At 66.2% G+C, this 18283-nt stretch carries 20 protein-coding genes; 5 read left to right on the forward strand and 15 right to left on the reverse strand.

The genetic code is table 11. The features are described 5' to 3' along the window. Positions 1-64 precede the first annotated feature (64 nt). A complete protein-coding gene (locus tag ATE59_RS12920) occupies positions 65-193 on the forward strand; it encodes an entericidin A/B family lipoprotein (RefSeq protein WP_003047780.1) in 129 nt (42 codons plus the stop codon). 12 nt (positions 194-205) lie between these two features. Here the strand turns inward: ATE59_RS12920 and tatC are convergent, their stop codons facing one another. The 9 genes from tatC to ATE59_RS12965 all read right to left on the reverse strand — a co-directional run bounded on the left by tatC (position 206) and on the right by ATE59_RS12965 (position 7514). Beyond that, entirely contained in the window at positions 206-1021 is an 816-nt protein-coding gene (gene tatC / locus ATE59_RS12925) for a twin-arginine translocase subunit TatC (protein WP_003047782.1), read from the reverse strand. After that, positions 1018-1455, reverse strand: a complete 438-nt coding sequence (tatB, locus tag ATE59_RS18250; RefSeq protein ID WP_003047786.1) for a Sec-independent protein translocase protein TatB — start codon at positions 1453-1455, stop codon at positions 1018-1020. The genes tatC and tatB overlap by 4 nt, the downstream gene beginning before the upstream one ends. A 32-nt stretch (positions 1456-1487) precedes the next feature. Further along, a complete protein-coding gene (locus ATE59_RS12935; protein WP_003047789.1) occupies positions 1488-1715 on the reverse strand; it encodes a twin-arginine translocase TatA/TatE family subunit in 228 nt (75 codons plus the stop codon). Positions 1716-1740: 25 nt separating this feature from the next. Next, positions 1741-2340, reverse strand: a complete 600-nt coding sequence (scpB, locus tag ATE59_RS12940) for an SMC-Scp complex subunit ScpB (RefSeq protein ID WP_003047793.1) — start codon at positions 2338-2340, stop codon at positions 1741-1743. Continuing rightward, positions 2337-3107: a segregation and condensation protein A gene (locus ATE59_RS12945; protein ID WP_003047795.1), complete on the reverse strand. Its 771-nt coding sequence runs from the start codon at positions 3105-3107 to the stop codon at positions 2337-2339. The genes scpB and ATE59_RS12945 overlap by 4 nt, the downstream gene beginning before the upstream one ends. A gap of 18 nt (positions 3108-3125) precedes the next feature. Beyond that, positions 3126-4133, reverse strand: a complete 1008-nt coding sequence (gene nagZ / locus ATE59_RS12950; protein WP_003047798.1) for a beta-N-acetylhexosaminidase — start codon at positions 4131-4133, stop codon at positions 3126-3128. A gap of 108 nt (positions 4134-4241) precedes the next feature. Then, positions 4242-5015 (reverse strand): SPOR domain-containing protein, encoded by a 774-nt coding sequence (locus ATE59_RS12955; RefSeq protein WP_058812728.1) that lies wholly within the window; start codon positions 5013-5015, stop codon positions 4242-4244. Continuing rightward, a complete protein-coding gene (gene argS, locus ATE59_RS12960; protein ID WP_058812729.1) occupies positions 5015-6742 on the reverse strand; it encodes an arginine--tRNA ligase in 1728 nt (575 codons plus the stop codon). The genes ATE59_RS12955 and argS overlap by 1 nt, the downstream gene beginning before the upstream one ends. A 139-nt stretch (positions 6743-6881) precedes the next feature. Next, positions 6882-7514 carry a hypothetical protein gene (locus tag ATE59_RS12965; protein ID WP_231737340.1) on the reverse strand — a complete coding sequence of 211 codons (633 nt, stop codon included), beginning with the start codon at positions 7512-7514 and terminating at the stop codon, positions 6882-6884. Between the two features lie 185 nt (positions 7515-7699). Between ATE59_RS12965 and ispH the strand changes: the two genes are divergently transcribed. The 3 genes from ispH to rnhA are packed head-to-tail and all read left to right on the forward strand — an operon-like array spanning position 7700 to position 10091. Then, positions 7700-8674 carry a 4-hydroxy-3-methylbut-2-enyl diphosphate reductase gene (gene ispH / locus ATE59_RS12970; RefSeq protein ID WP_058812730.1) on the forward strand — a complete coding sequence of 325 codons (975 nt, stop codon included), beginning with the start codon at positions 7700-7702 and terminating at the stop codon, positions 8672-8674. Continuing rightward, positions 8674-9636 (forward strand): homoserine kinase, encoded by a 963-nt coding sequence (gene thrB, locus ATE59_RS12975; protein ID WP_058812731.1) that lies wholly within the window; start codon positions 8674-8676, stop codon positions 9634-9636. The genes ispH and thrB overlap by 1 nt, the downstream gene beginning before the upstream one ends. Before the next feature lie 8 nt (positions 9637-9644). Beyond that, positions 9645-10091: a ribonuclease HI gene (gene rnhA / locus ATE59_RS12980; protein ID WP_058812732.1), complete on the forward strand. Its 447-nt coding sequence runs from the start codon at positions 9645-9647 to the stop codon at positions 10089-10091. Between the two features lie 169 nt (positions 10092-10260). Here rnhA and ATE59_RS12985 read toward each other — a convergent pair whose 3' ends face one another. The 5 genes from ATE59_RS12985 to aspS all read right to left on the reverse strand — a co-directional run bounded on the left by ATE59_RS12985 (position 10261) and on the right by aspS (position 15385). Beyond that, on the reverse strand, positions 10261-10797 hold the full coding sequence (locus ATE59_RS12985) for a DnaJ domain-containing protein (protein ID WP_040590347.1): 537 nt from the start codon (positions 10795-10797) through the stop codon (positions 10261-10263). 53 nt (positions 10798-10850) lie between these two features. Next, complete coding sequence (locus ATE59_RS12990) at positions 10851-11636, reverse strand: polyphosphate kinase 2 family protein (RefSeq protein ID WP_058812733.1); 786 nt, start codon at positions 11634-11636, stop codon at positions 10851-10853. An 81-nt stretch (positions 11637-11717) separates the two neighbouring features. Beyond that, entirely contained in the window at positions 11718-12659 is a 942-nt protein-coding gene (locus ATE59_RS12995) for a hypothetical protein (RefSeq protein ID WP_156416787.1), read from the reverse strand. 61 nt (positions 12660-12720) lie between these two features. Continuing rightward, positions 12721-13590, reverse strand: coding sequence for an alpha/beta fold hydrolase (locus ATE59_RS13000; RefSeq protein WP_058812735.1), 870 nt, complete (start codon positions 13588-13590; stop codon positions 12721-12723). A gap of 4 nt (positions 13591-13594) precedes the next feature. Then, positions 13595-15385, reverse strand: coding sequence for an aspartate--tRNA ligase (aspS, locus tag ATE59_RS13005; RefSeq protein WP_058812736.1), 1791 nt, complete (start codon positions 15383-15385; stop codon positions 13595-13597). Positions 15386-15577: 192 nt separating this feature from the next. On the opposite strand from aspS, the gene rnd reads away from it, so the two are divergent. Further along, a complete protein-coding gene (rnd, locus tag ATE59_RS13010; protein ID WP_058812785.1) occupies positions 15578-16771 on the forward strand; it encodes a ribonuclease D in 1194 nt (397 codons plus the stop codon). 24 nt (positions 16772-16795) lie between these two features. Here rnd and ATE59_RS13015 read toward each other — a convergent pair whose 3' ends face one another. Beyond that, positions 16796-18280 carry a Ppx/GppA family phosphatase gene (locus ATE59_RS13015; RefSeq protein ID WP_058812737.1) on the reverse strand — a complete coding sequence of 495 codons (1485 nt, stop codon included), beginning with the start codon at positions 18278-18280 and terminating at the stop codon, positions 16796-16798. Positions 18281-18283: the final 3 nt, after the last annotated feature.

Below are 18283 nucleotides of genomic sequence, written 5' to 3' on the forward strand. Positions count from 1 at the left end.
CTCCCCCCCCCCCCTCGAAGCGCGCCGGGCCATTTTGCAAAAATCCCGTGAGAGGTGACAGACTATGACGAGTGCTCGCGTAATCCTTCTTACCCTGCTCGCCAGCTTTCTGGTCGCTGGCTGCAACACGGTGAAGGGCGTCGGCCGCGATATCGAATCGGTCGGCCAAGCTGGCGACGACGCCATTCACTGATCGGCGGGTTACTTACCCTTTAGCCTCTTCCGGAGGCTCGACAGGCGCCGCTTCGGCGCCTGTTTTGCGTCGGCGCTGGGTAAACCAGATCGCAAAGATCGAAATCTCGTAAAGGAAGACAAGCGGCACCGCGAGGAGGAGCTGGCTCATCACGTCAGGCGGCGTGAACACGGCGGCGATCGCGAACGCCGCGACGATCATGTAGCGGCGCGCGCCGATCAGCTGCTGGCGCGTCACCAGCCCGGCGCGCTCAACCAGCATCAGCAGGATCGGCAACAGAAAGGCGATGCCGAACGCCATGATGAACTGCATCACGAAGCTCAGATAATTGCCTACCGACGGCAGCGCTTCCTGCGTCACGCCGCCGATCTCGCCCTGATAGCCGAGCAGGAATTTCAGCGCGATCGGGATCGTGATGAAATAGGCGAAGGAGGCGCCGATGGCGAACAGGACCGGCGTTGCGAAGAGGAAGGGCAGCAGGGCGCGCTGCTCCTTGCGATAAAGGCCCGGCGCGACGAATTTCCACAGCTGATTGGCGATCACCGGAAAGGCGATCATCATCGCCGCGAACAGCGCAACCTTGATCTCGACGAAAAACGCCTCGAACAATTGCGTATAGATCAGCTTGCCCTGCCCCGCCGCGACGAGCGGATGCACTAGCACGCCGAAGATCGGCCGCGCGAAATAGAGGCACACGCCGAATGCGAGCGCGATCGCGAGTAGCGATTTCAGCAGCCGCGACCGCAGCTCGATCAGATGGTCGAGCAGCGGCATCTTGCCGCCCGCGCCATCCTCATCCTCTTTATGGACCGGCGTATCGGCACTCATGGTAACGGGCCGTCCTTCGGCGGAACGGCGTGGGTTTCCGGCGGAGTTTCGGTTGACGAGCCGGCCGGGGCGGCGGTAGGCGGCGTAAGGGCCGCGGCATGATCGGGATCGACGGGCGGCGTTTCGCCGGCGTCGGCCGCGCCCGCGTCGGGCAGCGAGGTCGCCGGAATCATTGGCGGCGCATCGACGCCATCGACGCGCGGGAACTGGCGCATGATCGCGTCATTCTGTTCGCGCCACTGCTTTTCCAGTTCCTCAAGCTCGGCCTCGCGCATCATCGTGTCGAGTCCCGAACGGAAGTGGCGCGCCATGCCGCGGGCCTTGGCGACCCATTTGCCGACAAAACGCATCGCCTTCGGCAGATCTTTGGGTCCGATGACGACCAGGGCTACCACCACGACGAGCAGCAACTCGGTCGGCGCGACGTCGAACATCGTTCAGGCCTTCCCCCGCGTGCGGGCCGCGATCAGCGGTTTTCGGTTTCCGCGGTGGGGGTCGGGGTGGCCTCGGGCGCGCGCTGACCGTCGAGCTGGCGCGGTGCGGGCGGCGGCACATCGTCTTCGGCCATGCCCTTCTTGAAGCTTTTGATGCCCTTGGCGACGTCGCCCATCATGTCCGAAAAGCGACCCTTGCCGAACAATAGCAGGACGAGAATCCCGACCACGAGCCAGTGCCAGATGCTGAAGCTACCCATCTCAAATTCTCCTTGAGGCCGCTATCTAGGCTTCCTCGCCGTCTTTTACTAGGTCCAGTTCGTCCATCGCCGCATCGAAGGCGAGATCGACCGGGTCGAGCAGGCCCGCCGCGCGCAGATCCTCGATCCCGGGCAGATCCTTGCGGCTCGCGAGCCCGAAATGCTGCAGGAAAGCGTCGGTGGTCTTGTAGATCAGCGGCCGCCCCGGCACCTCGCGCCGCCCGGCAGGCGCGATCCATTCGGCCTCCATCAGCACGTCCAGCGTCCCTTTCGACGTCTGGACGCCGCGGATCGCCTCGATCTCGGCGCGGCTCACCGGCTCGTGATAGGCAATGATCGCCAGCACTTCCGCCGCGGCGCGCGACAGCTTGCGCGGATCGTCGCGTTCGCGGCGGAGCAGATGCGCAAGATCGGCGGGGGTCTGGAAATGCCAGTGGCCGCCGCGCTCGACCAGTTCGATACCGCTCTCCGCGTGGCGCGCCGCGATCGCCTGCAGGATCGCGCGCACTTCGCCCGGCGTCAGTTCGTCGTGAAAACGCCCGGCAATCTGGCGCGCGTCGAGCGCCTCGTCGCTGGCAAAGACCATTGCCTCTATCGCGCGTTCGCGGTCGTCGATCTCGCTCATCCCTGGCTCGCTTTCAGATAAAGGGGCTCGAACGCCGCCTCCTGCCGCAATTCGACCCGCCCCTGCCGCGCCAGTTCCAGCGCGGCGACAAAGCTCGACGCGATCGCCGACCGGCGCAGCGGCCCTTGATAATCGGGGGGCAGAAAGGCCGACAATTCGGCCCAATCGAGCTGGACGCCCAGCATCCGCTGCAAGTGGGTGAGCGCCGCGTCTAGCGTCACCACGGGGCGCCGCGCGACCATATGCACGACGGGTTCGGTGCGCAGCTTGACTTGTCCGTAGGCGGCGAGAAGATCGTAGAGGCTCGCGTCCCAGCGCCGCACCTTTACATCCTGCAACCCCTCGGGATTCGGACGCAGGAAGACGTCGCGGCCGATCCGGTCGCGCGCCAGCAGCCGCGCCGCCGCCTCGCGCATCGCCGCGAGCCGCTGCAAGCGCAATTGCAGACGCAGCGCCAGTTCGTCGGGCGACGGGTCTTCGGTCGGATCCTTGGGCAGCAGCAGTGCCGATTTCAGATAGGCAAGCCACGCTGCCATCACCAGATAATCGGCCGCAACCTCCAGCTTTGCCCGCATCTCGGCGATGAAAGTCAGATATTGTTCGACCAGCGCCAGGATCGAAATCTGGCGCAGGTCCACCTTCTGACTGCGCGCGAGCGTCAGCAGCAGGTCGAGCGGCCCTTCCCAGCTTTCGAGATTGAGCTGGAGCGCATCCTCGCGCTCCGCCGCCGCCGGCACGACTTCATATTCGAGCGGCAGTTCCTCCATCGACGCCTCAGCCCGCCATCACGCCAGCGCCAGCAGCGCGTCGCGCTGGTCGATCAGCGCCGCGAACTGGCGCTCGTCATGCATCCCGGCGATCCGCTCCATCGCGCCTTCGAGCCGCGCGAGCGAGTCCGCGCCGATGGGGTCGAGTGCGTTGGCGATGCCGACCATGTCGTCCATCTTCGCCCAGCAGTTGAGCGCCAGGTCGCAGCCCGCGGCGATCGCCGCCGCCGCGCGCGACGGGACGTCGCCTGACAGCGCCTCCATATCGAGGTCGTCGGTCATCAGCAGGCCGTGAAAGCCGATGCGCTGACGGATCACGCTGCCGATGATCGTCGGCGACAGCGTCGCGGGCAGATCGGGATCCCACGCCTTGAAGATGACGTGGCAGGTCATCGCCATCGCCGCGTCACGCAGAGCAGCAAAGGGCGCAAGGTCGGTCTGCAACTCGCGGTCGTGGGCATCGACGACGGGCAGTGCCTTGTGCGAATCGAGCAGCGCACGGCCATGCCCCGGAATATGCTTGACGACCCCAACGACGCCGCCGTCCTGCAATCCGCTCAGGATCGCGCGGCCCAGCGCCGCAACGCGCATCGGCTCGCTGCCCAGCGCGCGATCGCCGATCACATCGCTTGCCCCCGGCTGGCGTACGTCGAGCAGCGGCAGGCAATCGACGGTGATCCCCACTTCGGCAAGCATGGAAGCGAGCGCCATCGCGTTGAGCCGTGCCGCCTCGATCGCGCTCGCCGGCGCGCGTTCGTACAGCGCATCGAACGCCGCCCCGCTCGGAAAATCGGGCCATTCGGGCGCCTTCATGCGCGCAACGCGGCCGCCTTCCTGATCGATCAGGATCGGCAGATTGGCGCGCCCATCAAGCTCGCGCAGCGTATCGGTCAGGCGGCGAAGCTGTGTGCGGTTCTCGATATTGCGGCCGAACAATATATAGCCCGCGGGCGCGCTGTCGCGAAAGAAAGCGCGCTCGTCGTCGGTCAGCGTCAGGCCCGACAGGCCGAAGATCGCGGGTATCATCGTACGTCAACCTCCACCGGCAGACGCCCCCTCAGGCGCCAGCCAAGGGATCGACTATGCCATAGCCGCCGCGGCGAACCAACGGCGGGTGCGGCAAAACGGGCGATATCAGCGAACGACGACGCAATTTTCGCCCGCGACGCGCAATTTCCCGCACAAATTCGATGCGTTAGCCGCCGTTCCCGTCGCCACGCGCAGACGGTAGACGGTGCCGCTCCCGGTCTTCACCGGCGAAACGAACCGGTTCAATTCGGACAGATAGGCAAAGCGCTTGCTCAAATTGCCCCACGCCTTGTTCGCCGCCGCCTCGCTGCTGAACGCGCCGAGCTGGACCAGTCCGGTCGCGGCGCCGGCTGCCTCGGCCTGCGCGCCTGTCGCTTCGCCGGTCTTGACCGACATCGCCGCGGGCTTGGGCTTGCCCTTGTCAGCGGCCGCGATCCGCGCCGCTTCAGCCTTTGCAGCGGCGGCCTTGTCGGCCTGCGCCTTCGCGGCATCGGCCTGCGCCATCGCGTCGCGTTCGGCGGGTGTCACCGCGGGCTCCTCGGGCATACGGGTCGGATCGACCTTGCCCCCGGGGGTCAATCCTTCGCTCGCGGCAAAGCTCGCTGCGCCCTCACCCTCGAACGTCTTGGCGCCGTCGGTCTTTGGCGGCACCTTGTAGTCGCCCTTGTCGGCGACGATCAGCTCGCCCTGCCCGCGCGCACCGCCGTTCTGGACCCACCACAGCCCGCCGAGCACCGCACCGATCAGCAGCAGCCCGCCGAGCACCATGATGAGCAGGCGCGCGGGCGAGACTTCGGCATCATCCTCGAAACCTTCGGCGGGTTCCAGCCACGGCAGGCGATCCTCGTCCTCCAGCCCCAATCCCGCATCCGTCGCCATCACGCCATCTCCTCGAGCACCTCCACCCCCATCAGGTGCAGCCCGTTGCGGATAACCTGCCCGATTCCATCGGCCAAATAAAGGCGGGTTGCGGTCAGTTCGGCGTCATTTGCCAAAATGACACGGGCGTCGGGCCGATCGTTGCCCATGTTCCACCACGCATGAAAAGCGGCGGCGACATCGCCCAGATAGAAAGCGATGCGGTGCGGCTCGCGCGCCGTCGCCGCCGCCTCGACCGTGCGCGGGAATTGCGCCAGCAGCTTGACCAGACCCAGTTCATAGGCATCGAGCCGCGCGACATCGGGTGCCGCCGCCGCGATGCCCGCATCGGCAAGCTTGCGCTTCAGCGATGCGATCCGCGCATGGGCATATTGGACATAGAAGACCGGATTGTCGCGCGAAGCCTCGACCACCTTGGCAAAGTCGAAATCCATCTGCGCGTCGGCCTTGCGCGTCAGCATGGTGAAGCGCACCGCATCCTTGCCGACCTCGTCGACGATGTCCGCAAGCGTAACGAAATTGCCCGCACGCTTTGACATCTTGAACGGCTCGCCATTCTTGAGCAGCCGGACCATCTGGACCAGCTTGACGTCGAACTTCTTGGCGCCGCCGGTCAGCGCCGCTACCGCCGCCTTGATCCGCTTGACCGTCCCCGCATGGTCGGCGCCCCAGATGTCGATCAGCTCGTCGGCATCCTGCGCCTTCTGATAATGATAGGCGAGGTCGGCGCCGAAATAGGTCCAGCTCCCGTCCGATTTCTTGATCGGCCGGTCCTGATCGTCGCCGAATTTGGTCGAGCGGAACAGCGGCAGTTCAACCGGCTCCCAATCCTCGGGCGTCTCGCCCTTCGGCGCTTCGAGCACACCGTCATAGACCAGGCCATGCTCGCGCAGCCATTTTTCGGCGGCGGCGGGCTTGCCCTCGGCCTGCAGCTCGGCCTCCGACGAGAAGAGATCATGATGGATGCCCAGCTTGGCGAGGTCGGCGCGGATCATGTCCATCATCGCGCTCACCGCCTCGGCGCGGAACAGGCCGAGCCACGCGCTTTCGGGCGCGCCGACATAGCGGTCGCCATATTCGGCGGCGAGCTTTTCAGCGACGGGCTTCAGGTAATCGCCGGGGTAGAGCCCCTCGGGGATCGCGCCGATATCTTCGCCCAGCGCCTCGCGGTAGCGCATGTGGACCGAGCGCGCGAGCACATCGACCTGCGCACCGGCGTCGTTGACATAATATTCGCGCGTGACCTTGTGCCCCGAATATTCGAGCAGCGCCGCCAGTGCGTCGCCCACCACCGCGCCGCGGCAATGGCCGACGTGCATCGGGCCGGTCGGGTTCGCCGACACATATTCGACATTGACGCGCCGCGCGGCGCCCATCGCCGAGCGGCCATAGTCGCCCGCCTCGGCATGGATCAGCGCCAGCTCGTCCCGCCAGCTATTGTCGGCGACGCGCAGGTTGATGAAGCCCGGCCCGGCAACGCTCGCTTCGGTCACTTCGCCGATCGCCGTCAGTTCGCCGACGAGCAGTTCGGCAAGGGCGCGCGGGTTCGTCCCCGCGGGCTTGGCGAGCACCATCGCCGCGTTGGTCGCGACATCGCCATGCGCCGGGTCGCGCGGCGGTTCGACGCTGATCGCGCCGCGATCGAGCCCGGCGGGCAGCGCCCCGCGCGCGACAAGCGCATCCAGAGCGGTATCGATATGGGCGGAAAAACGGCTGAACAGGGTCATGGGTCAGGTCAATCTTCGGTCAAAAGGTCGGTCGGCGCCCTACCGCAGCTTGGCAGGCACGAAAAGCCCCGCGTCGCCCGGATAGCGGCGCAGGGCGAAACGGATGCGAACGGCGCGCGCGGGCGCACCGCCGCGACGCCTATCGTCGGACGTTATATTCGAGCTGTTCCTGGGTCAGCTGAAAGCCGACGAGCAGTTCGAAGCTCGCGCGCTGCACCGCGGCGCGTACCTCGGGGATGCTCAGCGGGTCGATCGCGGCGTCGGCGTCGCCCGCGCGGCGCTTGCGGTTGATGCGCTCCTGCACATCGGCGGGCAGCGTCGCGGCGGCGCGGTCGACATAGGCGGCCGCCTGGGCATGGCCGCTACCGCGCGTCTGACCTTCGGGGAAGGAGACGGTAACGGTGCCGAGCCGCTTGGCCACGACGGCGGTGCCGCCCTGGACGACGGTGGCGAAATAGGGAAGCTCGACCGTCCGGGCCGGGCCGGCATCGCGGCGCGTCGCCACGACGTCGAAATCGGCAAGCTGATAGACTTTCTCGGCCTGATCGTTGCACTGCGGCACAACATGGGTGATCGTCGCAACGACGTCGACCGCGCTCGCATCGCGGCTCGTCGCCGGATCGAACAGCGTAATGTCGCCGGTGTGCAGAGGCACGGCAACCGCCGGACAAGCGCTGCGCGTCGCGGTGATGCCGACGCCCGACGACAGGTCGATATCATTGTCCTTCGCGCACCCCGCGACCATGACCATGGCGGCCGCGCCGCACAGCATGGCGATTGATTTACGGGGCGGGACGAAACTGGGCATCATGATATAGCTTTCCAATCAGGCGCGGGCCGCGGAGGACGAACGTCACCGCTCCATGCGCGCCGCTTCTTATCGGTGCGATGAACAAGGCGCAACATGGACGAAGCGGCTTTACCTTGTCACGGCCGCTGCGCTAGAGCGCGCGGGTCATGACAGATCTTACGCAATCCGCCGCCGAAGCCCCGGAACTCAAGGTTTTGGTGGCCGCCCCACGCGGCTTTTGCGCCGGCGTCGACCGGGCGATCCGCATCGTCGAGCTGGCCATCGAGCGTTATGGCGCCCCCGTCTATGTCCGGCACGAGATCGTCCATAACCGCTATGTCGTTGAATCGCTGAAGGCGAAGGGGGCGATTTTCGTCGAATCGCTCGATCAGGTGCCCGACGGCGTTCCGGTCGTGTTCAGTGCGCACGGCGTTCCCAAGGCGGTTCCGGCCAAGGCCGAAGCGCGCGGGCTCGACTACATCGACGCGACCTGTCCGCTGGTCTCCAAGGTCCACAAACAGGCCGAGCGCGCCAACGAACAGGGCCGTCACATCATCTTCATCGGCCACGCCGGCCACCCCGAAGTCATCGGTACGCTCGGCCAATTGCCCGATGGCGCGATGACGCTGGTCGAATCGGTCGACGATGTTGCCGCGCTGTCGCCCGCCGATCCCGACAATCTCGCCTTCCTGACCCAGACCACATTGTCGGTCGACGACACGCGCGACATTGTGGCGGCGCTGCAGCATCGCTTCCCCTCCATCCAGGGGCCGCGCGGCGAGGATATCTGCTATGCCACGTCGAACCGGCAGGAAGCAGTGAAAGCAATCGCCGGGCAGTGCGACCGCGTCATCGTCATCGGCGCGCCCAACAGCTCGAACAGCCTGCGTCTCGTCGAAGTCGCGGAACGGCTCGGCACCCCTGCCCACCTCGTCCAGCGCGGCACCGACGTCGATCCCGCATGGCTGACCGGGATCGCAACGCTTGGCATTACCGCCGGAGCCAGTGCGCCAGAAACGCTGGTGCGCGAGGTGATCGACGCGGTCGCGGCGCATCGCGCGATCGTCGAGGACGTCGTCGTCACGGCCGAGGAGCATATGACCTTCAAGCTCCCCCGCGGGCTCGAGCCGGCGGCCGCCTGATGGCCGTCTATACCGCGGTCGACCCCGACGATCTCGCCGCGCTGGTCGGCCGTTACGACATCGGCACGGTGCTGTCGTGCAAGGGCATTGCCGAGGGCGTCGAAAACAGCAACTTCCTGCTCGAAACGACCGGCGGGCGCTTCATCCTGACCCTGTACGAAAAGCGGGTACAAAAGGGCGACTTGCCCTTCTTCGTCGATCTGCTCGACCATCTCGCGCGGCAGGGTTGCCCGGTGCCGGCGATGATCCGCGACCGCGGCGGCCACGCGATCCAGCAGATTTCGGGGCGCCCCGCCTGCATCATCCAGTTTCTCGCAGGTATTTCGCTGACGCATCCGACCACCGCGCAATGCGCCGCTGCGGGTGCCGCGCTCGGCGCGATGCACAAGGCGGTCGAAGATTTTTCCGGCGCCCGTGAAAACAGCATGGGCCGCGCGCATTGGCGCGGCGTCGCCGCCGCTGCGGGCGATCTGGACACCGTGCTTCCGGGGTTGCAGGCGATCGTCGATGCAGAGCTTGCCTTCCTCGACGATCGCTGGCCGGCGGACCTGCCGCGCCACGTCATCCACGCCGACCTGTTCCCCGACAATGTGCTGATGCTCGGCGATCGCGTGACCGGCCTCATCGACTTCTATTTCGCGGCGACCGACTTTCGCGCCTATGACCTCGCGGTCACCCATGCCTCCTGGACTTTTTCCGACGACGGCCGGACCTGCGACAGTGCCCGCGCGTCGGCGCTGATGCGCGGCTATGCTTCGGAAATCGATCTGAGCGCGGACGAAGTCGCCGCGCTGCCGCTGCTCGCACGCGGCGCGGCGCTGCGCTTTCTGCTCACCCGCGCGCACGATTGGATCCACACCCCCGCTGACGCGCTCGTCACGCGCAAGGATCCCGCGCCCTTCCTCGATCGCCTGCGCCGCTACCGGGCTGCCGACGCCGCCGACCTGTTCCGCGCAGGATGAGCGCTGCAATGAGCAAGGGTCATACCGTAATCGTCGCGACCGACGGCGCCTGCAAGGGCAATCCCGGCCCCGGCGGCTGGGGCGCGGTGCTGCGCTGGGGCGATGTCGTCAAGACGCTGTCGGGCGGCGAGGCGGATACCACCAACAACCGCATGGAGTTGCTCGCCGCGATCGAGGCGCTCGCCGCGCTCAAGCGCCCGTGCAAGGTCGAACTGTCGACCGACAGCGTCTATGTCCGCGACGGCATCACCAAATGGGTCCATGGGTGGCAACGCAACGGCTGGAAAACCGCCGCGAAAAAGCCTGTCGCCAACGCCGACCTGTGGCAACGCCTGGTGCGCGAGGCCGCACGGCACGAGATCGAATGGCTGTGGGTCAAGGGCCACGCCGGCCACGGCGACAACGAACTCGCCGACAAACTCGCGAGCGACGCCGCATTGGCGATAAAACGCTAGGCGGCACGGGCGGACGCGATGCGGCTTTGGCGGCTGGCGTGGGATGCTTAGGCCATAACATCCCTTCGTCATCCCGGATCAAGTCCGGGATGACGACGAAGGATAAGTCCGACACCAGTCGGCCCCGAACACCCCCGCATCGCCCGCCGCCTTTGCCCGCAAAGCGCGCTCAGGCCGGCTTCCAGCTCTTGCGGTCTTCGGCCTGCTTAAGCACCTCGAACGCCGCCTGCCCGGCCGCGAAGCGTTTGGCGGCGTCGGCGTCGCCGGGCTTGACGTCGGGGTGGCATTCCTTGGCATAGGCGCGCCAGGCCTTTTTGGCCGCGTCGAAGTCGGCGTCGCTGTCGAGCCCGAACACCTCCAGCGCGCGCATCTCGTCCGCGCTGCGACTGCCGTCGCCGGGGCCGCCCCAGCCATAATGCTGTGCGCGGGCGTAGCTGCGTGCGCCCTGCGCCTCCTCCGCGGCGCGCGCCGCTGCATCCTCGGCGCTCAGGCCCGCGAAATAGTCCCAGCCGCGATTATATTCGGCGGCATGGGCTTCGCAGAAATACCAGCGTTCAGGGCTGTTGGGCGATTTGGGTGCGGGGCATTGTCCGGGGGCGTCGCAACCATGACGGTCGCACAGACGAACCTTTTGCGCCTCGCGGCCCTGCCCATAGGCGCGCCAGCGGGGGAAACCCCAATCGTCGGATCTCTTGGCGCGGCTCATCGGGACCATGTAGCGGCTCGCAACGCCGATTGCTACCCGAGCGGGCCAAAATCCTAAGTCTTTGGTTTATATCCGAACGCCTTTTGCGCCAGCTTCACAACCGCAGGATCGCGGTCGGGCGGGGTCATCGGAACCGCCGCCTCCAGCGTGGCCGCAACATGCGACAGCGCCGCGATCCGCGCCGCCTTCTTGTTGTTGCCGTCGATAACCTTCCACGGCGCCCAGCGCGTATCGGTGTGCGCGAACATGTCGTGCATCGCGTCCAGATAGGCGCCGCGGTGCGCGCGGTTGCGATAATCCTCGGCCCCGGTTTTCCAACGCTTCCACGGATCGTCGAGGCGGTCGGCAAGGCGCTTGTCCTGCTCGGCCTGCGTCACATGGACGAACAGCTTGACCAGATTGGTACGGCTGCCGGTCAGCTGCGCCTCGAACTCGTTGATCTCGTCATAGCCCTTGCGCCATTCGGCCTCGGTCGCGAACCCCTCGACCCGTTCGACAAGGACGCGGCCGTACCAGCTCCTGTCAAAGATCGAGATGTCGCAATTGCCGGGCAGGCGGGTCCAGAAACGCCACAGGAAATGACGCGCCTTTTCCTCGTCGGTGGGGGCGCCGATCGGCCAGACCTCGAAATAGCGGGGATCGAGCTGCGCGGTCAGGCGCTGGATGATCCCGCCCTTCCCCGCCGCGTCCCAGCCTTCGAGCATGATGATGCTGCGCTGCCCGTGGGTGATGTGCGCCGCCTGGACATTTTCGAGCCGCGCCTGCAGCGCCGCCAGATCCTTGGCATAATCGCCGTCATATTTGGTACCGGCTTCATAGTCGGCGAGAGAGATGGTCATGGGCGACCTCGTAGCGCATTTGCCGCTCGCACACCAAGCGGTCGATGCGGATTGTCAGCTTATGGAACATTCCATCTGGCGTCAGTTGCCGTCCATCAATCGCTGGCGCGCCTCCCAGTCGGCGAGCGTCCTTTGCGTGCGCGCCATGCGTTCGAACGCCGCGGGGATATCGCGGCTCTTCGAACCCAGCCGCTGCGCTTGCCCGTACCAGTCACCAGCGGCGGCAAAATCGCGCCGTTGCTCGGCGCACAGGCCCAGGTTGAAAGCGAGCGCGGCGGTCGGCTCGGCATCGCGCGTCATCGCCGCCCAGGCATCGCACGCGTCGGCGGGATCGGTCTTGGTCTGCCGTACGGCGGCCTTGAACGCCTCGGCCACCGGCTTGTCGAGCCCCTTGCGATTTTCATCGACACGAACGTCGATCGTGTAAGCGCGAGGCGCCACATCGCCGCGAATGGTGTCGACCTGCCCTCTCAACGCTTCCGCGACGAAATCCTCGATGGTCCGGCTGGCTTGCCTGTCGGGGCAGATATTTTGCTCGTCGCGCGTGACGAGCGGACGCGAATAGCGAACGCTGCCATCGGCGACAGCCGCGAGCCGCACGGTGCTCGATACGGTGACGATCCGCCTGCGACAGCGAATATCGACCTCGTCCTCCTTCAGGCACTTGTCCTTGTTCGCGGGATCCTTATCGACGCAGCGCTTGCGCTTTTCCGTCACATTGCTTTCGCTGAGCGCGGTCTTCGCCGAACCGGTGACGATCGCGTCATAGGCCGCCCCGGTTTCGAGGCCGATCATCCGGAAATAGGGTCGATTACCGAACCAAACGGTTCCGAGCGCGGCTTCGATGCCCTGCGCAAATTCGGCCCCGTCCTCGCCTTCGAAGCGATCGACCGCGATGCGAACCAGATCATTGACGTTCGCGCGCTCGGGCGGATCGTTCGCGGCAATCGTCAAAGTCTCCGCCGCCGCCGGCATCGCGAACCCGAACAGCAGCGCCGCCAGTGCCATTCGCCAACGTCGCATCTTCGCCCCCTTGCGCGTCAAACCTGCCGATGCGCGGAGCTATCGCAGCCCCGCCGCCTTGTCAAAACGCGGCGAGCAGCGTGGCGACGCGCGCCGGGTCTTCCATCGGGATGAAATGGCTATGGTCGTCCCAGCGCTCGTCGCGTACCGCGCCGATATGTGCGCCGAGCCCCGGCCAGGTGGGACTTTGCGAAAAATCCATCGAACCGCCGCGTTCGCCGCTCGGCGCGCGAATCAGCGTCACCGGCGCCGCCAGCCCCGATAGCCAGCGATAGGGGTCGATGCGCAGCGCATTCTGATAGACCGACGCCTCGAGCCGCGGCGGACAAGCCAGCTCCAGCCCCGTCCCTCCGGACGTGGGCAGCAGGCCATAGCGGCAATAATCGTCCAGCACCGCCGGTTGCCAATGTGCATAGGGCGGACGATCGGCGAAGCGCGCGCGCATCTGTTCTGCGCTGTCCCAATTATCGCGCCGACGCGCCACGGGATGCTCGGCGGGATCGGGGATCGGCAGCGCATCCTGACCCTCATAAAGGTCGGGCGCCATGATGACCGGATCGATCAGGACAAGGTGACGAAAGGCATCGCGCCGCTGCGCCGACAGGCGGGTCAGCGCATGCCCGCCCATGCTGTGCCCGCACCCGATCAGCGGCGTTCCGGCAAAGCGATCGATGAGCGGCAACAGCGCGTCGCCGGTCGCGCCCCAATCGGCGAGCGTCGCGGGGCGATAGCTGCGCCCATGCCCGCGATGATCGGGCGCGACGACATGCGTGCCTTGCGGCAAGGCGGCGACGACCTGGTCCCACAGCCGCGCATGAAACCCCGTCGCATGAAGCAGCAGCAGCGACGGCCCCGCCCCCGCGGTGCCCCATTCGAACCAGCAGATGTCGCCTTCCGGCGTAGCGAGCCGGTGTTCGCGCGGCCCGTTCATCGGGTCAGCTCTTCGGACCGTCCACCAGACGGATATGCAATTCCTTGAGCTGCTTCTCGGAGACCGGTGCCGGTGCGCCCATCATCAGATCTTCGGCCTTCTGCGTCATCGGGAAGACGATCACCTCGCGAATGTTCGGCTCGTCGGCGAGCAGCATCACGATGCGGTCGACGCCCGGCGCCGAACCGCCATGCGGCGGGGCCCCGAATTTGAAGGCGTTGATCATGCCCGCAAAGTTGGTGTCGACGTCCTGCTGGCTGTAGCCTGCAATCTCGAACGCCTTGTACATGATATCGGGGCGGTGGTTCCGGATCGCCCCCGACGACAGTTCGACGCCGTTGCAGACGATGTCATATTGATAGGCGAGGATGTCGAGCGGGTCCTTGGTTTCCAGCGCCTCCATCTCGCCCTGCGGCATCGAGAAGGGATTGTGGCTGAAATCGATCTTGCCGGTTTCCTCGTCGGCCTCGAACATCGGGAAGTCGACGATCCAGCAGAATTCGAAGCGGCTCTTGTCGATGAGATCAAGCTGTTCGGCGACGCGGGTGCGCGCAAGACCGGCGAGCTTCGCCGCCTTGGCTTCGGGGCCCGCGGCGAAGAAGATGCCGTCGTTGGGGCCGAGACCCATCGCATCGGCGATTGCCTTCATGCCTTCCTGACCGTGGTTGTTGGCGATCGGGCCGCCGAACACGCCGTCCTTCTGCGTCGCATAGCCGAGCCCCGGAAAACCCTCAGACTGCGCCCAGCTGTTCATTTCGTCGAAGAATTTGCGGCTCTTCTCGTGCGTTTCGGGCGCGGCGACGGCGCGGACAACCTGCCCTTCCTCGACCATCGAGGCGAAGCGGCCAAAGCCCGAGCCCTTGAAGAAATCGCCCACGTCATGGACGAGCAGCGGGTTGCGCAGGTCGGGCTTGTCGCTGCCATATTTCAGCATCGATTCGCGGTAGGGAATGCGCTTGAACGGCAGCGGCGACACGGTGCGTCCCTTGCCGTCGAAATCGGCGAACTCCTCGAACACGCCGTGCAGCACGGGTTCGATGGCGTTGAAGACGTCGTCCTGCGTGACGAAGCTCATTTCGAAATCGAGCTGGTAGAATTCACCCGGCGAACGGTCGGCGCGCGCATCCTCGTCGCGAAAACAGGGTGCGATCTGGAAATAGCGATCGAAGCCCGCAACCATCAGCAGCTGCTTGAACATCTGCGGCGCCTGCGGCAGCGCGTAGAATTTGCCGGGGTGGACGCGGCTGGGGACCAGATAGTCGCGCGCGCCCTCGGGGCTGCTCGCGGTCAGGATCGGGGTCTGGAATTCGGTGAAGCCCTGGTCGATCATCCGGCGGCGCAGCGACGAAATGACGTTCGAGCGCAGCACGATATTCTTGTGCAGGCGTTCGCGGCGGAGATCGAGGAAGCGGTTGGTGAGGCGGATTTCCTCGGGATATTCGGCATCGCCGAACACCGGCAGCGGCAGGCGGTCGGCCGCCGACTGCACCGTCACCGCGCTCGGATAGATTTCGATCTCGCCGGTCGCAAGCTTGGGGTTCAGCGTCTCGGGCGACCGCGCGGCGACCTTTCCGGTGAAGGTCAGGACGGACTCGGGGCCGACGCCATTGACCGTCGGATACAGGTCCGAATCCGTCTCCACAACGATCTGGGTGATGCCATAATGGTCGCGAAGATCGACGAAGAGCACATTCGCATGCTCGCGCGTCCGGTGCACCCAGCCCGAAAGACGGACTTCCTCGCCGACGTTGGCGGCGCGAAGGTCGGCGCATGTGTGGGTGCGATAGGCGTGCATTATGTTCGTCTTTCAAATGTCCGGGGAGGCGCGCCGGAAAACGTGCCGATATGGCCGCGCCTAAGGCAGGTCGCGGGGCCGTTTGTCAAGGGTGGACCCGCGATTCGCCCCGAACGGCGCCGCCCATGTCCCTGCGATGAACAGCGGTAAATTTTCCTGACGATTATGCTGCGGGCGCTGTATAGGCTCCCCATGCAAATTCATCCGTTAATCGAGTCCAGCGAAGCGCTTCACCAGTTTGTCGACCTGATCAAGGGCAGCGACTTCATCGCCGTCGACACCGAATTCATGCGCGAAAACACCTTCTGGCCCGAACTCTGCCTGATCCAGGTGGCCGACGTGCACCACGCCGCGGCGATCGATCCGATGGCGCCAGGCATCGACCTCACCCCGCTGCTCGACCTGCTGGTCGACAATGAAGATGTGCTCAAGGTCTTCCACGCGGGCGGACAGGATGTCGAAATCATCTTCAACCTGACCGGCAAGACGCCGCACCCGATCTTCGACACCCAGATCGGCCAGATGGCGCTCGGTCAGGCCGAACAGGTCGGCTATTCGAATCTCGTCGAAGCCTGGCTCGGCCTGCAGCTCGACAAGGGCGCGCGCTTTACCGACTGGAGCCGCCGGCCGCTCGACAAGCGGCAGATCGACTATGCGATCGGCGACGTCACCCATCTGGCCAAGATTTTCCCGATGATGCTCAAAAAGCTCATCAAGACCGGCCGCGGCCACTGGCTCGACGAGGAAATGGAAAAGCTCGCCGATCCGTCCAACTATGCGATCGACCCCGAAAAGGCGTGGCAGCGGATCAAGGTGCCGTCGCGCAAGCTCGACGCGCTGGGGCGGCTCAAGGCCCTCGCCGCATGGCGCGAGCGCGAGGCGCGCAACAAGAATCTGCCGCGCGGACGCATCGTCAAGGATGAGACGCTCGCCGACCTTGCCGCGCATCCGCCGAAAAATCAGGACGGCCTCGGCAGCGTCCGCGGCCTGTCGGCGACATGGCGGTCGAACGACATCGGCGGGCGGCTGATGGACGCGCTCGCGAACGCCAAGCCGCTGCCCAAGGACGACATGCCCGACCGCGCCCCGCGCGGCCCTGGGCTGGGCAAGGAAGGCGCGCTCGTCGCCGATCTGCTCAAGCTGCTGCTCAAGATCCGCTCGCGCGAACTCAATGCCGCGGCGCGGCTGATTGCGCGCAGCGACGATCTCGAAGCGCTCGCGGCGGGGCGCCGTGACGATATCCCGATGATGCGGGGCTGGCGCTACGACGTGTTCGGCCACGCCGCACTCGATCTCGTCGAAGGCCGCGTCGGCTTTGCGGTCAAGAACGGCAAGCTGGTCATGAGCGAGATCGAAGCCCCCGCCCCGGCCGAAACCGACGCCTGAGGGCGCGCTCCCTCGCTGCCCTGCTTAGAGCAGCACCAGCTCCGGCTTGACCCCGAACGCCTGCGCCAGCGCGCGCAGGCGCCGGTCGACCGATTCGCCCGCCAGATGATGCCAGCCCGGATCGAGGCTGAGCCGCAGCTTGCCGTCGTCGAGTGCGATGGCGCTCGCCTTGAGCGGCGCCTCGACCCCCCCGGTGAGCCGCTGCGCCAGCCGGATCGCAAGCCCCCACTGCCGCGCCCGGTCGATGCGGTCCGCCGGAACGAGGCTGGTCATAGCGGGAAAATCGACGTCGGCGCCGCCGAACCCGGCGTGCAATGCGCGCGCGAGCAGGATGCGGCCGGGAATGTCGATGCTGCGCCAGTTGCCGTGCAGTCCGATCTCGGTCCCGCGTTCGGCACGGAAATCGGGGTTGGCCGACCAGGCGACATCGCTGAGCAGGCTGGCGGCGAGCCGGATGCGGCTGTCGCTCGCCTCCTCATTGGCGAACAGCGGCGCGATCCACTCGGCGATCGCGCGGCCGTGCGGGGCGAAGCGAGCAAGTCGCCGTCCCTCGAACTCGGCCGCGACGATCAGCGGATCCTGCGCCCGGGTCGCGGGGTCGAGCGCCTGATAGAGCAGCCCTTCGCGCAGTCCCGATGAGGAGACGGTCATCTCGGGCACGTCGATGATATTGACCAGCGCCGCGAGCAGCGCCGCGGCATCGGGGAGCGTTGCAGCGCGGTTCGACGCCATGCCCGGAATCGCGCGCAACTCCTCGAAACTCATCCGCTTTGTCGCGCGTAGCAGCCGGCGCAGCGCGGCGCGCGGCATTACATGATGGTCGAGCACCGGCAGCGGATCCTGCGTCAGTTCGATATCGAGACGCGACAGCGCGCGCCATGATCCGCCGACAAGATAGAGCGGCAGTCCGGTCATATTGTCCGGCCAGCCCGCGCCCTTGAGCATCTTGCGCACCGATCGCTCGAAAACCTGCTGCCCCTGCTTGCGCAGCGCGGGCAGGCGCAGCACGCCGAGCGGGAAGGACGCGCGCCGCCCGACGGTGCCGCCCGACACTTCGGCCAGCTCAAGGCTACCGCCGCCCAGGTCGACCGCGATGCCGTGCGCGTCGGGGATTGCCGAGATGACGCCGCAGCCCGCCGCTTCGGCCTCTTCTTCGCCCGACAGCAGGCGGATCTTCAATCCCGCCTCGGCAGCACCGGCGATGAAATCGGGGCCGTTCTCTGCATCGCGCACCGCCGCGGTCGCGACGCATTGCAGGTCTTTCACCTCCATGTGCCGCGCGAGCAGCGCGTAGCGGCGCAGCGCGATCAGCCCGCGTTCGGCATCTTCGGGCGCGATGCGATTGTCGATCGCGAGCCCGCGGCCCAGCCCGGCCGGCACCTTTTCGTTGAAGATCACCGCGGGCGCGCGCGGCGGCCCTTCATAGACGACGAGGCGGACCGAGTTGGACCCGATATCGATGACGGCGGAACGATGGGCGGTCAGTCTGTTGGAACGGGCGATCGGCAAGTG

Origin of the sequence: Sphingopyxis sp. A083 (assembly GCF_001468495.1) — a bacterium.
GTDB classification, from domain to species: Bacteria; Pseudomonadota; Alphaproteobacteria; order Sphingomonadales; family Sphingomonadaceae; genus Sphingopyxis; species Sphingopyxis terrae.